The sequence below is a fragment of the Pseudomonas sp. UBA4194 genome, from assembly GCF_002379585.1.
Classification (GTDB): Bacteria; Pseudomonadota; Gammaproteobacteria; order Pseudomonadales; family Pseudomonadaceae; genus Aquipseudomonas.
Genome location: NZ_DFUE01000015.1, coordinates 1 through 13,564, shown reverse-complemented (window position 1 = coordinate 13,564; position 13,564 = coordinate 1). Strand labels below are relative to the sequence as shown.

General features: G+C 62.0%; 14 protein-coding genes. 4 read left to right on the top strand and 10 right to left on the bottom strand.

Annotated elements, in window-relative coordinates; translation table 11 throughout:
• Positions 1–51 precede the first annotated feature (51 nt).
• Entirely contained in the window at positions 52–753 is a 702-nt protein-coding gene (locus B3397_RS03300; protein ID WP_296247282.1) for an MlaA family lipoprotein, read from the bottom strand.
• A gap of 190 nt (positions 754–943) precedes the next feature.
• Here B3397_RS03300 and B3397_RS03295 point away from each other — a divergent pair, with 190 nt between their 5' ends.
• A complete protein-coding gene (locus tag B3397_RS03295) occupies positions 944–1,558 on the top strand; it encodes an HAD family phosphatase (RefSeq protein ID WP_296247280.1) in 615 nt (204 codons plus the stop codon).
• A gap of 111 nt (positions 1,559–1,669) precedes the next feature.
• The gene (locus tag B3397_RS03290; RefSeq protein WP_296247279.1) at positions 1,670–1,933 is read left to right on the top strand and encodes a DUF4404 family protein; all 264 of its coding nucleotides are present in this window, start codon (positions 1,670–1,672) and stop codon (positions 1,931–1,933) included.
• Between the two features lie 121 nt (positions 1,934–2,054).
• On the opposite strand, the gene queF is transcribed toward B3397_RS03290, so the two are convergent.
• The 4 genes from queF to B3397_RS03270 form a co-directional block, all read right to left on the bottom strand.
• On the bottom strand, positions 2,055–2,885 hold the full coding sequence (gene queF, locus B3397_RS03285) for an NADPH-dependent 7-cyano-7-deazaguanine reductase QueF (protein WP_296247277.1): 831 nt from the start codon (positions 2,883–2,885) through the stop codon (positions 2,055–2,057).
• A 115-nt stretch (positions 2,886–3,000) separates the two neighbouring features.
• Complete coding sequence (locus B3397_RS03280; protein WP_296247275.1) at positions 3,001–4,245, bottom strand: lipoprotein-releasing ABC transporter permease subunit; 1,245 nt, start codon at positions 4,243–4,245, stop codon at positions 3,001–3,003.
• A gap of 26 nt (positions 4,246–4,271) precedes the next feature.
• Positions 4,272–4,955 (bottom strand): lipoprotein-releasing ABC transporter ATP-binding protein LolD, encoded by a 684-nt coding sequence (gene lolD, locus B3397_RS03275; protein ID WP_296247274.1) that lies wholly within the window; start codon positions 4,953–4,955, stop codon positions 4,272–4,274.
• A gap of 7 nt (positions 4,956–4,962) precedes the next feature.
• A complete protein-coding gene (locus B3397_RS03270; protein ID WP_296247273.1) occupies positions 4,963–6,213 on the bottom strand; it encodes a lipoprotein-releasing ABC transporter permease subunit in 1,251 nt (416 codons plus the stop codon).
• 94 nt (positions 6,214–6,307) lie between these two features.
• Here B3397_RS03270 and B3397_RS03265 point away from each other — a divergent pair, with 94 nt between their 5' ends.
• Together B3397_RS03265 and B3397_RS03260 are read left to right on the top strand one after the other, a co-directional pair.
• Positions 6,308–6,895, top strand: a complete 588-nt coding sequence (locus B3397_RS03265; protein WP_296247270.1) for a PilZ domain-containing protein — start codon at positions 6,308–6,310, stop codon at positions 6,893–6,895.
• Between the two features lie 28 nt (positions 6,896–6,923).
• Positions 6,924–7,646: a glycerophosphodiester phosphodiesterase gene (locus B3397_RS03260; RefSeq protein WP_296247268.1), complete on the top strand. Its 723-nt coding sequence runs from the start codon at positions 6,924–6,926 to the stop codon at positions 7,644–7,646.
• Positions 7,647–7,688: 42 nt separating this feature from the next.
• Here B3397_RS03260 and sthA read toward each other — a convergent pair whose 3' ends face one another.
• The 5 genes from sthA to B3397_RS03235 form a co-directional block, all read right to left on the bottom strand.
• Complete coding sequence (gene sthA / locus B3397_RS03255) at positions 7,689–9,083, bottom strand: Si-specific NAD(P)(+) transhydrogenase (RefSeq protein WP_296247267.1); 1,395 nt, start codon at positions 9,081–9,083, stop codon at positions 7,689–7,691.
• Positions 9,084–9,247: 164 nt separating this feature from the next.
• Complete coding sequence (locus B3397_RS03250) at positions 9,248–10,171, bottom strand: PfkB family carbohydrate kinase (RefSeq protein WP_296247265.1); 924 nt, start codon at positions 10,169–10,171, stop codon at positions 9,248–9,250.
• Entirely contained in the window at positions 10,161–11,633 is a 1,473-nt protein-coding gene (locus B3397_RS03245) for a purine-cytosine permease family protein (RefSeq protein WP_296247264.1), read from the bottom strand. Before B3397_RS03245 ends, B3397_RS03250 begins: the two co-directional genes overlap by 11 nt.
• A gap of 129 nt (positions 11,634–11,762) precedes the next feature.
• Positions 11,763–12,767 (bottom strand): ADP-ribosylglycohydrolase family protein, encoded by a 1,005-nt coding sequence (locus B3397_RS03240; RefSeq protein ID WP_296247262.1) that lies wholly within the window; start codon positions 12,765–12,767, stop codon positions 11,763–11,765.
• Entirely contained in the window at positions 12,764–13,477 is a 714-nt protein-coding gene (locus tag B3397_RS03235) for a GntR family transcriptional regulator (RefSeq protein WP_296247261.1), read from the bottom strand. Before B3397_RS03235 ends, B3397_RS03240 begins: the two co-directional genes overlap by 4 nt.
• Between the last annotated feature and the right edge of the window lie 87 nt (positions 13,478–13,564).

Genomic DNA, 13,564 nt, shown 5'->3' with positions numbered 1-13,564 from the left:
GCTCATGAAAAAGGCGACCCGAGGGTCGCCTTTTTCATGTCTGGTTACACTTTAAAAATCGTCTTCCACCTGGCCGTCTTTCACGCGGAACTCGCGGTTCTGCAAATAGGCGTTGCGCAGGAAGATGTACTTGTCACCGTTGATGAGCTTCTCGGCCGACAACAGGCTGGCTCGGGTGTCGATCACGTTCACACCCAGCGCCGTATTGCGAGTCGGGACATGGTCGATGTAGCGATAAGGCGTGGCATAGGCGTCCGGGTACTTGGCGACTGCGTCGCGCACCGTGCTCGGGCCCAGCAATGGCAGAACCACGTACGGACCGCTACTCACACCCCAATAGCCCAAGGTCTGACCGAAGTCTTCGTCGCTGCGCTGCAGGCCCATCTTGGTGCCCACATCGAAGAAGCCGAACAGGCCGAAGGTGGTATTGAAGATCAGACGCGCAGTGTCCGTACCGGCTGCTGCGGGCTTGGCCTGCAGCACGTTGTTGGCCAGGTTGCCGACGTCGCCTATGTTACGAAAGACATTGTGAATGCCGTCTTCCAGAAACTGCGGCGTCACGAATTGATAACCCTGCGCCAATGGCTTGAGTGCATAGGTATCGAGGGTGTCGTTGACCCGGAAAATCACCCGATTGACAGGTTCCCAGGGATCTTCCTCGGCAGCCTGGCTGACCATCGGCGCCAAGGCCAGGCCGAACAGCAGGCAGGTGCCCGCCACTCGATCGATCACAGCTGAACCGGTCAGACGCATAGGTAGTACTCCTTGAATAACGATTCGGTCGGCACAGGGCCACCCACGAAAAAGTGGCCCAGTATAAAGGGTCTGCAACGGATTAGGCAGATTAGTCGTGACGTCCGCGACAGCACCGGCTGCCACGCGCCTGTCACGTTTTTGTCATGAACCGCAGCTAGGGTGAGCCGTCACGATCATGGACGCCCCAATGCCAGACTGCGCCGATACCCCCAAGTTCACCGCCCTGCTGTTCGGCCTCAGTGGCTGCCTGGTCGATTTCGGCGCCCGCAGCCGCAGCTACGATCCGTTACAGCCAGCCGATGAGTTCGCCCATCCCACGCAAGGCGCGCTGGCCATGCTCGAAACGTTGCAGGCGCAATCGATCCCCTGCGCATGGCAGGACGAACTGCCGTCACCGCTGGCTGCGCAACTGTGCGCCGGTTTACCCGGGTGGCTGCACCCGGCCAATAATCCCGGCCACCTCCCTTCATGGCCGGCGCCAGACGGCTGTTGGCACGCCCTGATGGGTATGGGCGTGCCGCGGCTCGAAGGTTGCGTGCTGGTCAGCGGTGAGCCACGGTTGCTTCAGGCCGGGCTCAATGCCGGCCTGTGGACGGTGGGCCTGGCCTCTTGCGGTTCATTGTGCGGAGCATCGCCGAGCCAATGGTTGGCACTCAGCGAACGGCAGCGCGAACAACGACGCGGCCAAGCCACTGTTCAGTTGTTCAACCTGGGCGTGCATTCGGTTATCGACCATCTTGAAGCGCTGGATGCCTGCCTGGCGGATATTGCCCTGCGGCGGCTCAAGGGCGAGAAACCCTGAGCAGGCGCGAACAGGCGGAACCTTTCGCCTTGCATTACGCTGAAGGACAGGCATGGACCTTTGTCGAGCGCTCGCGGTCCATGTAAGTGCCTATCATTAAAGGAGAACGTCATGCCTGCCGCCCAACTGCAAGAACAACTCGACCAACTGAGCGAGCAACTGGAAAAGAATCAGACCTTGTCGCTGGAAGAGCGTCAGGAGATGGGTGAGCTGATGGCGCAGATCAAGGCGCGGATCGAGCTGGAGAATGCGACGGCCGATACCAGCGTGGCGGACAGTGTGAACCTGGCCGCTGAGCGTTTCGAAGTGGCCCACCCGGCAGTGGCTGGGGTGTTGCGCAATATCGTGCAGACGTTGGGCAATATCGGGATTTGAGTCTGGGGTGGCTGTGCCGGGTTCATCGCGGGCAGAGCCCGCTCCCACAGTAGAGCGCGTTGGATGCGGGATCTGGGAGCGGGTTCTGCCGCGGTGGGGCCTACCAGAACACCGCGAAACCCTACTGCCTTACCAACCGCCCATTCTCGAACGTACCCTCTTGCGTGCTGCGGTACGGATTGATATCCAGCCCACCGCGGCGCACATACCTGGCGAACACCGTCAACTTCTCAGGCTTCAACAGTGCCTGCAGATCCATGAAGATCCGCTCCACGCACTGCTCGTGAAAGTCGGAGTGCTGGCGGAAGCTGACCAGATACGCCAACAGACTCCCGTGATCCAGCGCTGCGCCTCGGTATTGCACGCACACACTGCCCCAATCCGGCTGACTGGTAACCGGGCAGTTGGATTTGAGCAGATGGCTATGCACGCTCTCCTCCACCACTTGAGACGTGTCACAGCGCAGCAGCTCGGGTTGTGGGTGGTCGTAACTGTTCACGGTCACGTCCAGCTCGTCGATACACACGCCAGGCAGCGACACCACGCCCTCACGCTCGACATCCTGCAAGCGCCGCACGCGAACGCCCACTGCCTTGCCAGCAGCCGCTGAAAGGTCCTGCACCAGGCATGCCTCAAGGGCCTCCACGGAAGGGAATGGCGTCTGGTTCAAGGAGTTCAGGTACAGCTTGAAGGATTTGGACTCGATGATATTGGGCGAGTCCGCAGGAATGCTGAACTCACCGATGGCCACCACGGGCTTGCCCGAAGGCAGCAGCCAGGAAAGCTCGAAACAGTTCCAGAAATCCACGCCCTTGTAGGGCAGCGTGTCGGCTGTCAGCCCCAGTTCTGCCCACTTCGCAGCACGAGGAATGGGAAACAGCAAGGACGGGGTGTAGGTGGCAATGTATTCGCTGGACTTGCCTAGCGGCGAATGTTCGGCTGCGGGGTGCATGAGGTAAACCTGACTGAATGAACAGCGCCAGTTTAGCGGGTTTGGGGGTTTGGTGCATGGGGGCGTCGGGGACGACGCGGTCGCCCAGAATCACCCCCCTACCTACCGCACTCGATCACTCATACCGCAATGCATGCGCAGGCTCGATCTGCGAAGCCCTGTAAGCCGGATAGATCGTCGCCAGGAAACTCAGGATCAACCCGGCACTGCAAATCAACGCCACATCCTGCCATTGCAATTGCGACGGCAGATTGCTGATGAAGTACACATCGGACGTGAAGATGTGCTGGCCGGACACTCGCTCCACCCACCCGACGATGGCGCTGACATTGATTGCCGCGATCACCCCCAGTACTCCGCCGATCACCGTGCCGGCCACGCCGATCACCGTTCCCTGGACCATGAAGATTCCCATGATCTGCCGCGGCGTGGCGCCGATGGTGCGCAGGATGGCGATGTCGGCACCCTTGTCGTTCACCACCATGATCAGCGTGGCGATGATATTGAACGCCGCCACGGCCACGATCATCAGCAGCAACAGGCCGATCATGGTCTTTTCCATTTTCATGGCACTGAACAGACTGCCCTGAGTGTGAGTCCAGTCGTCTGCCTTGTATCGGTCGCCCAGACTCTGGACGATGGCCGCGCTCACCTCTGGCGCTTTGTACAAGTCCTTGAGCTTGAGGCGCACGCTCTGCACCTGATTGGGCTGCCAGCGCTGCATCTCGGCGGCGTCCGCGGCGTTGATCAGGCCCATGGAGCCGTCCAGCTCCGCGCCCACCTTGAATACGCCCACCACGTTCAGACGCTGCATGCGCGGCGTGATACCGCCCGGCGCAGTGCTGACTTCGGGCACGATCAGCGTGATCTTGTCGCCCACGTTGAGGCGAAAGCGACGCGCGGTGATCTCGCCAATGACCACGCCGAATTCGCCTGGCTTCAGATCTTCCAGGCGGCCCTGGACGATATGATCGGCGACGATGGACACATCACCTTCGCGGGCCGGGTCCACGCCGCTGATCTGGATAGGCTGCATCAGCCCCTTGTACGACAGCATGCCGTCCAATTCGGTAAACGGCACGGCGGCCAGCACTTGCGGGTTCTTCAGGGCGGCAGCGGCGACCGGCTGCCAGTCATCGAGCGGCTTCACACCCTGGATCATGGCGTGTGGCACCATGCCCAAAATCCGCGAACTCATCTCGCGCTGAAAGCCATTCATCACCGAAAGCACCACGATCATCGCCAGAACGCCAAGCGCAAGGCCAATCATGGACGTCATGGAAATGAATGAGATGAAACTCTTGCGGCGCTTGGCACGGGTGTAGCGCAAGCCCACAAAGATTGACAAGGGTCTGAACATGCAGAGATAACCCGCTAGAAAATGGCTTAGATCGGCACCAGGCGGCCGTCTTCAAGACGCAGCACACGGTCCATCTGCCGAGCGAGGCTGAGGTCGTGGGTGACGATCAGAAACGCGGTGCGCAGCGACGTGCTCAGTTCCAGCATCAACTCCTGAATGCCCTGGGCGGTGTGATGGTCAAGGTTACCGGTGGGCTCATCGAGCATTACCAGACCTGGCTTGTTGACCAAGGCACGGGCAATGGCCACGCGCTGGCGCTCGCCACCGGACAGTTCAGCCGGCTTGTGTTGCAGGCGGTGGCCCAGGCCCACTCGCTCCAGCAAGGCAGTTGCCAATTGCCGCGCCTCGGGGATCGGCGTCTTGCCGATCAGCAACGGCATGCAGACGTTTTCCAGCGCGGTGAATTCCGGCAGCAGGTGATGGAACTGATAGACGAAGCCCAATGCACGGTTGCGCAGCAGGCCACGGGAGCGCTCGTTCAGCGCCGATAATTCTTCCCCCGCCAGCCATACGCTGCCGCGGCTCGGGGTATCCAGGCCACCGAGCATGTTCAGCAAGGTGCTTTTGCCCGAACCGGAACTGCCGACGATGGCCACACGCTCACCGGCGTGCAACTCCAGCTGCAGGTTATCCAGCACCACCACCGACTCCGGGCCTTCCTCGTAGGACTTGCCCAGGTTACGGCAACTCAAGACTGCTTGTTCACTCATGCCCGACTCACTCATAACGTAACGCCTCCGCCGGCTGAGTACGCGCTGCGCGCCAGGCCGGGTATAGGGTGGCGAGAAAACTCAGGACCAACGCCGCGCCGCAGACCATGAACACATCATTGGCCATGAGCTGCGAAGGCAGGTAATCGATGAAATACACATCGGCATTGAGAAATTTGTGGCCGATGGCTTTTTCCAGCAGGGCAATCGCGGCGCTGACGTTCAAGGCCGCGAAAATACCCACCACAGCGCCAATCAGCGTACCCACCACACCAATCACGGTGCCCTGCACCATGAAGATGCGCATGATCTGCCCAGGCGTCGAGCCCAGGGTGCGCAGGATGGCGATATCGCCCTTCTTGTCGTTCACCACCATGACCAGGGTGGAAATGATATTGAATGCGGCTACGGCGACGATCAGCAGCAGCAACAAGCCGATCATGGCCTTCTCCATGCCGATGGCCTGGTAAAGGTTGCCATGGGTGCGAGTCCAGTCGCGGGAATAATAGTTCTGGTCTCCCAACTGCTGGGCGATCTGCCAGGACACCTTGGGCGCCTGGAACAGGTCGACGAACTTCAGCCGCAGGCCCTGCACTTCACCGGCTTTCCAGCGGTGCAGCTTGCCCAGGTCCTCGAGGTTGGTCAGGCCCAGATAGCCATCGATCTCGCCGGCACCGACATGAAAGATGCCGGTGACCGTGAACCGCTTCATGCGCGGGAACATGCCAGCAGGCGTGACCGTAACCTCCGGCGCGACGAAGGTGACCTTGTCGCCCACGCCTACGCCCAGCTTGGCGGCGGCCTTGTCGCCGATCATCACGCCAAACTCGCCAGCGCGCAGGTCGTCGACCTTGCCCTGCCTGACGAAGGCATCGATGATCGAGACGTTATGTTCCTGGGCCGGATCGATGCCATTGAGCAGAATTTTCTGCACCTGACCGTTATTGGTCAGCAGGCCCTGCATCTGGGTGAACGGCGCCACCGCCGCCACCTGGGGGTTCTGCTTGACTCGATCGGCGACCGCAGGCCAGTCGGCGATCGGCTGGCCGGACTCGATGGTCGCGTGGGGCACCATGCCCAGCACACGGGTTCGCATCTCATGATCGAAGCCATTCATGACCGACAGCACCACGATCATCACGACGACGCCGAGGGCGAGGCCGATCATGGAAGTCAGGGAAATGAACGACACAAAATGATTACGACGCTTGGCGCGGGTGTAGCGCGCACCAATGAAAACGAAAAGAGGTCTGAACATGTCGGGGCTTGTTCGGGTGAAAGAGAGACGTCCTGCTGGCAGGGCGTGACGAGCAGCTTTACACTCAGACCATCGCCTCTACCCTGGGTTCGTCATGTCGACATCAGATGAAGAAGATCGCCGCGAATACTATCGCATCGACGACCGCATCGCACTGGAAATCAACATACTCCCGGCGACGGACGCCTCCCACCCAGAGTTGTTGCAGGATGCGTCACCGCTGTTCAACCTGCTCAGCGAAATGCACCTGGCCGAGTTCGAAACCCAGCATCTGCTGCGCCAGCTCAGCGACACCGATCGCACACTGAACGCCTTTCTGAAAGCGCAGAACAAGCGCATCGACCTGCTCAGCCAAGTGGTCGCACAAACCATCCTGGGCCATATCGGCGAGCCGCGTCCGGTCATACTTTCGGAGGGCGGCCTGGCCTTCTTCCAGCAAGAAGCCTTGCCCAACGAAACCCTGCTGTCGCTGAAGATGGCCCTGATGCCCCAGGCACTGGGCTTGTTGTTGCGGGCGCGGGTCACCAACTGTATCGCGCTGGGTGACGGTCAATTCGAAGTGGGCACCGAGTTTCTCGGCGCCACCGATGCCCAACGCCAACTCATCGCCCGCTACATCCTGCAGAAGCAGCAACTGCAGCGCCGCCTGGCGCGCGAGCAACAAGAAGCCCCGGCCGATTGACCGCATTCTTTGACCTGAAGGAACGAACGTGACCCTTATCTATGGCCATCGCGGCGCCAAGGGCGAAGCCCCTGAGAACACCCTGAGCAGCTTCAAGCAGTGCCTGGAACATGGCGTGCGAGGTTGTGAGCTGGACCTGCACCTGTCGCGGGACGGTGAGCTGATGGTGATTCACGACCCCACGCTCAAGCGCACGACCGACCGCCGCGGCAAGGTGGTTGAACACGACGCCGCCGAACTGATTACCTACGACGCGCGCAAAGGCGGCCCGGGGTGGGTCAAGCCCTGCCCTATACCCACCCTTGAACAATTGTTCGAGGCATGCGATTTCGACCACTGGCAGCTGGAGGTCAAGAGCGCTTCGCGAACCCGCGCCGCGACGACCGTATTGGCCATTCGCGAACTGGCCCAGCGCATGAACCTGCTGGACAAGATCACCATCACCTCCAGTTCCCGGGAAGTGCTGCGTGCCGCGCTGGAATTGACCCCCGATATCTCACGTGGGTTGGTCGCCGAATACGCCTGGCTCGACCCACTGAAGGTCGCGCAGGGCTATGGCTGCGAAATATTGGCGTTGAACTGGACGCTGTGCACCCCCGAGCGCCTGCTCAAGGCGCAGCGTCAGGGTTTGCATGTGTCGGTGTGGACGGTCAACGAACCTGCACTGATGCGCAGGCTCGCCGACTTCGGCGTAGACAGCCTGATTACAGACTTTCCCGGTTTGGCCACCGCCACCCTCGGGAATCGCTGAAATCGGTCTCCCCGGCCGGCTCAGGCCACCGGCCGGAGCCGCTCAAAAAAGCCGGTTGAGACCGTCGTAGGCCGCTACTCGATAAGCTTCGGCCATGGTCGGGTAGTTGAAGGTGGTATTGACGAAGTACTTCAGGGTATTGAGTTCACCGGGCTGGTTCATGATGGCCTGACCGATGTGCACGATCTCCGAGGCCTGGTCACCGAAGCAGTGCACCCCCAGGACTTCCAGGGTTTCGCGGTGGAACAGGATCTTCAGCATGCCCACCGGCTCACCGGAAATCTGCGCCCGTGCCATGCCCTTGAAGAACGCCTTGCCCACTTCGTAGGGCACTTTGGCCTGGGTCAGCTCGTGCTCGTTCTTGCCGATCGAGCTGATCTCGGGAATGGTGTAGATGCCCGTCGGCACGTCATTGACGAAGCGCCAGCTACCGTTGTCCACCACACTGCCCGCCGCCGAGCGGCCCTGGTCGTGCGCGGCGCTGGCCAGGCTTGGCCAGCCGATCACGTCACCGGCCCCATAAATGGTCGGCACGGTGGTGCGGTAAGCTTCGTCGACGGTGATCTGGCCACGGCCGTTGACCTTGATGCCGATGTTCTCCAGGCCCAGCCGATCGGTGTTGCCGGTACGACCGTTACACCACAGCAAGGCATCGGCCTTGATCTTCTTGCCGGACTTGAGGTGCAGCACCACACCGTTTTCCAGGCCTTCGACCTTCTCGTACTCCTCGTTGTGGCGAACCATCACATTGTTGTTGCTGAAGTGGTAACTCAAGCCCTGGGAGATTTCCGCATCCAGGAAGCTGAGCAGCTGCTCACGGTTGTCGATCAGCTCGACCAACACGCCCAGGCCACTGAAGATCGAAGCGTATTCACAACCGATAACACCCGCACCATAGATGATCAGTTTGCGTGGCGTGTGGTTGATGCTCAGGATGGTGTCGCTATCGTAGATGCGCGCGTGACCAAAGTTGATGTCGGCGGGACGATAGGGGCGCGAACCGGTGGCGATGATCACACTCTTGGCAATCAGCTTTTCCTGGGCGCCGTTGGCGCACACCACCTCGATGGTCTGCTCGTCGGAGAAGCTGCCGCTGCCGAAGAACACGTCGACCCGATTGCGTGCGTAGTAGCTGGTGCGCGAAGCGACCTGCTTGGCGATCACCCGCTCGGCGCTTTTCAGTACATCCGGAAAGGAAAACCAGCGTGGTTCGCCAATGGCGCGGAACATGGGGTTGGTGTTGAACTGGATGATCTGCTTGACCGAATGACGCAAGGCCTTGGAAGGGATGGTGCCCAGGTGGGTGCAGTTGCCGCCGACCTGGCGACGGCTGTCGACCATGGCCACCTTGCGCCCCGCCTTGGCGGCGTTCATTGCGGCCCCTTCACCGGCTGGGCCGGAACCCAGCACCACTACGTCGTAGTTGTAGACAGCCATGCGTACTCCTTCAGAACTGGCCGGGCGCCACGGCGGCGCCTGCGGCTGGCGTGCCCTCATCAGGCATCGAAAAACATGCGGTGCATTCTATATGAAGCGCGAACACCGCTGACATTAACCCTTGGTCGGGGCGTAGCCTATTTTTCCCGGCCAGTGCCGTCAACTTATCCCTGCGACAATATGTCATCGATCTCGCTGGCCAGTGGTGCGGTTGCCGGCCCCCAGCGGGTCACCGCCAGTGCCGCGCCGATGTTGGCACGCCGCGCAGCCTGGGCCGGGCTCAGGCCCCGGGCAAGCCCGGCCAGCATCACGCCGGCATGGGCATCACCGGCACCATTGGTGTCCAGTGCGGTAACGGCATGACCGGGCACACGCTCGATCCTGCCGCCCTGCCCCAGCCAGCAACCCTGCGGACCGTCTCGCAGCAACGTCAGGGCATCGGGGTCGAGCAGCTGCTGAAAACGCGCCATGGCGTCTTCGACGTGGGCACAACCGGTGAAGCGCTCGGCCTCTTCGCGATTGCAGGTCCACAGGTCGATACGCGGCAGCAGCCGCTGCATGGCGGGCGCGTCGGGCTTGTCGATCAACGGTCCCGGATCGAACACCACCGTGCAGCCTTGGGGCAACTCCAGTACCCACTCCAGCAGGCACTCGACCTTGCCCGGATGCAGCAGGCTATAGCCACTGACAAACACATAGTCACCGGCACTGGGCGTGACTGAGGCCAGGTCGGCGGACGACAAGCCGCCCTCCGCCCCGACATAGGAAATGAAGCTGCGTTCGGCCGACGGCTCGATCAACGCTACGGACAGACCCGTGTCCTGGCTCGTATCGACGGCAGCCAGCACTTCGATGCCCTCCACCGCCATGGCATGTCGGGCCAGGTCGCCGAAGCGGCCCTGGCCATGGCGCCCCAGATAGACAGTGGCCAGCCCGTTGCGCGCGGCGGCGGCCATCGTATTGAAGCCCCCGCCGGTTTCGAACTGCGCCGAGCGGGCGAGTACATCGCCCCCCGACGCCGGCAAATGGTCCAGCCCCATGACCAGGTCGATGACCACCTGGCCGGTATACAACAATCTAGCCGGCATGAGCACTCCCCTGCAGTTGTGCCGGGCGGCGGTCGCGGCAACCACCGAGCGCGGCATACACGCCACCGGCGACAATGAAGGTCACCACCCAGCCCAGGCCGTTATGACCAAACCAGGAGTCCGCCAACGGGCCGCGGAACAACACGTTGTCGGCACTGGTAGCGATGCTGGTGAAGCTGAAACCCAGCACGATGGCCAGTGCCCAGGCGCCGAATGCGCGCCACTCGATGCCACCCTTGTACCAATAGGCACTGGTAGGGCTGACGTTCAACAGGTCGGTGGGCGAGTAGAAATGGCGATGCAGCAGGTCCACCACGAAAATCCCGACCCAGGCCGTGATCGGCACCGCCAGCAACGAGATGAAGGTGATGAACGGGCCGTAGAAGCTGTCGGCAATCAGCATGAAGTAGATGGAGCCGGCGAAGATCACCACGATATCTACGATCACCGCATGCACACGCTTGATCTTCAAGCCCAGGGTCAGGGTGGTCAGGCCAGCCGAGTACACCGACAGGTTGTTGGACAACAACAAGCCGCCGAATGCGGTCAGCAGATACGGCACCGCCATCCAGGTCGGCAGCAGTTCACGAATCGCCGCGATCGGGTCGGTGGCCGACGCCAGGCTGTCGTTACCCACCGACAGCAAACCACCCAGGGTGATCAGCAGCACCAACGGGATGCCCGCCCCGAAAGCGGCCGAGGCCACCAGGCCGCCGGCGCGCACGCTGCGGTGCTGGTAGCGCGACATGTCGGCACCGGCGTTGGCCCAGCCGATTCCGGTACCGGCAGCCATGGTGCCAATGCCGATGATCATGGCGCTGGTGGGTGCCGGCGTGGCGCTCCATACCGCGTTCCAATCGATATGGACCAGCAGGAACGCGCCAACGATGATGTTCAGCACGCCGAACACGTAGGTCGACAGACGCTGGATCACCAACAGGGTCGCGTGGCCCAGCCCGGAGACCGACAAGGTCAGCAAGACGAAGACGGCAATGAACACCAGGGTCATGATGGGCGCGTTCTTGGCCTCGGTGGGCGTACCGAACAGAATCGAAAACAGCGACAACAGCACGAACGCGGCCGTGGTGGAGTTGACCGTTTCCCAGCCCAGCCGGGACATCAGGGATACGATGGTAGGGCCGATGTTGCCGCGCACGCCAAAGATCGCCCGAGACAGCGTGAGGCTCGGCGCGCGGCCGCGACGGCCGGCGATGGAGGTCACGCCGACCACGGCAAACGAGCCGACCGCGCCAACCACGGCGACCACGATGGTCTGCCAGATCGCCAAGTGCTGGAACGCCACCAGGGTTGCGCCGAGCGGCAAGCCCAGAATGCTGATATTGGCGGCAAACCAGACCCAGAACAGCTGCAGCGGATGACCGTTGCATTCAGCTTCCGGCACCGGTTCGATACCGCGGGTTTCCAGCTGACCCGCGCCCTGCGGGGTGGATGAAGTGCTCATTGTGTTAGCTCCTGTCGCCGGTGTTGTGGTTGTGGGCAGACCATGAAGTCGGTAGTTCGCGGGGCCGCAAGGGCCCGGCGCATCACCGCAGGGCGGTGGCGCTCTTCGCTTGTTATGGGCGTTGCGGTCTTACTGCGCCCGCAGGTGCAGCAAGCCTTGAACCAAAGGTTCGAGTTCCAGCTGGTTGACCGCCTTGAGCTCGTCGATCAGCGCCGCCGGCCATTGCTCCAGCCCATGGCAGGCGCCCAGCATGGCGCCCAGCACGGCCGCGATGGTGTCGGTGTCGCCGCCCAGGCTTGCCGCCATGCACAGGGCGGCGAACGGTGCCAGGCGCCCACTGGCTACTCGCGATGCCAAAGCGAAGGCGGCCACCACCGACTCCTGAGACGCGACCGAGGTGCCGACCACGTCATAAAGCCGGTCGGCCAGTTGTTCGTCATCACAGCCGTCGACCCACTGACGAACCCAGACGATACGGGGCCCGATGCGCCCGCCGGCGATCCAGTGACCGAACCGTTCGCCGCGCAGCGCCGCGTCGACACCCTGCTGCAAGGCTTGATCGAGGCTGGCACCGTTGATGCCGGCCGAAACCACGGCGGCCACCGCAGCCGCACTGGCAATGCCCAGGTTGGTGTTATGAGTGACCTGGCAAGCCTGCAACACTGCCTGCATGAAGGCTTCAGGATTGGCGATATCGGCAGCGATACCTACCGGCGCGATGCGCATGGCCGCGCCGTTGGTGGTGCCGAAACGCCCGGCCTCCTCCACGGAGTGACCCGCCAGGATCATCTCGATGGCGCGTTTGGTCGACGGCCCCAGCAGATCCTGCGAGCCCTTGGCGCGCATCTGCGCTTCCCAGTCGATCAACGCCGTGGCCAGCACCGACGGCTGGATCACACCCTGGCCGGCCACCAGCAACTCGCCCACCAGAATCGCCTGCTCGGTGTCATCGGTGATCGAGCCCTTGGGCATGTTCGGCGCGATCGGCTGATCGGGGCCGGCATCGCGGAAGGTGGTGATTGCGCAGAATCGCTCCTGGATTTGCGCGCGGCTCAACGATTGCGTCGGCATACCCAGGGCATCGCCCAGCGCCAGACCATAGAAAGCGCCAAGCGCGCGGTTCAACGAGTTCATTGAGCGTCACCAAAATTGAGATGCAAACGGAAATGTACGGGGTCCAGCAAACTCTCGACCTGCTCCATGAAGCGTTTGTCGCGGTCGAAGGTGGTACGCAGCGCTTTCAGGAAAATGCTCCCCGGCGCGCGATCGAGCAGCAGTGCATCCGCGTCGCTGAGCGGCTCGGCACCGATCCACTGGTCACCGTGATCGCCCACATAGCCACAGGCCGCCAACGATGCGGTCAGGGAATCGAACAGCAAGCCGCTATCGGGCAGGTTCTCCAGGCCGTCCACGGCGGGGATGACCGAACGTTCCAGCGACACCAGGCTGCCGTCGGCACCGCGGCGCCGGCGCACCACCGAAACGAACGCCTCATGGCCAAAACGCGCGGTCAGTTCCGGGCGCTCCACTCGGCACAGCTCCAGCACTTCGGTGGCGATGCTGGCGCCCGAGCCGGCCAAGGCTCGCGCCCAGCCTGCCTGCTGATCCAGGGCGATGCCGTCATAGGTCACCACCGAGCCAACACCGGCCTGCGTGGCAATGTAGTTGCGCCGCTTGAGCTCGGACAGTGCCTCACGCAACGTGCCGCGACTGACATCGAACTCCTCGGCCAACTGATGCTCGCCGGGCAGAATTTTGCCGGAGCCCAGTTGGCCGGTTTCGATACGCCGAGCCAGCTCGTCGATCACCCGCTGTTTCTTGTCAAATCGAACATGTCTAATCATGTACAAATTGATACCCCGAACCGCCCCTCTCCGCAAGCATTATTTACCTCCCCCCAAAACCCACCCCCCCCTGTAGCACCGGCGTAA

Excerpts from the sequence above, each read along its gene's own strand:
- B3397_RS03235 (WP_296247261.1), bottom strand. The coding sequence starts at position 13,477 with ATGATTAGACATGTTCGATTTGACAAGAAACAGCGGGTGATCGACGAG.
- B3397_RS03240 (WP_296247262.1), bottom strand. The coding sequence starts at position 12,767 with ATGAACTCGTTGAACCGCGCGCTTGGCGCTTTCTATGGTCTGGCGCTG.
- B3397_RS03295 (WP_296247280.1), top strand. The coding sequence starts at position 944 with ATGCCAGACTGCGCCGATACCCCCAAGTTCACCGCCCTGCTGTTCGGC.
- B3397_RS03300 (WP_296247282.1), bottom strand. The coding sequence starts at position 753 with ATGCGTCTGACCGGTTCAGCTGTGATCGATCGAGTGGCGGGCACCTGC.
- B3397_RS03245 (WP_296247264.1), bottom strand. The coding sequence starts at position 11,633 with ATGAGCACTTCATCCACCCCGCAGGGCGCGGGTCAGCTGGAAACCCGC.
- sthA (WP_296247267.1), bottom strand. The coding sequence starts at position 9,083 with ATGGCTGTCTACAACTACGACGTAGTGGTGCTGGGTTCCGGCCCAGCC.
- lolD (WP_296247274.1), bottom strand. The coding sequence starts at position 4,955 with ATGAGTGAACAAGCAGTCTTGAGTTGCCGTAACCTGGGCAAGTCCTAC.
- B3397_RS03280 (WP_296247275.1), bottom strand. The coding sequence starts at position 4,245 with ATGTTCAGACCCTTGTCAATCTTTGTGGGCTTGCGCTACACCCGTGCC.
- B3397_RS03265 (WP_296247270.1), top strand. The coding sequence starts at position 6,308 with ATGTCGACATCAGATGAAGAAGATCGCCGCGAATACTATCGCATCGAC.
- B3397_RS03290 (WP_296247279.1), top strand. The coding sequence starts at position 1,670 with ATGCCTGCCGCCCAACTGCAAGAACAACTCGACCAACTGAGCGAGCAA.
- B3397_RS03250 (WP_296247265.1), bottom strand. The coding sequence starts at position 10,171 with ATGCCGGCTAGATTGTTGTATACCGGCCAGGTGGTCATCGACCTGGTC.
- queF (WP_296247277.1), bottom strand. The coding sequence starts at position 2,885 with ATGCACCCCGCAGCCGAACATTCGCCGCTAGGCAAGTCCAGCGAATAC.
- B3397_RS03270 (WP_296247273.1), bottom strand. The coding sequence starts at position 6,213 with ATGTTCAGACCTCTTTTCGTTTTCATTGGTGCGCGCTACACCCGCGCC.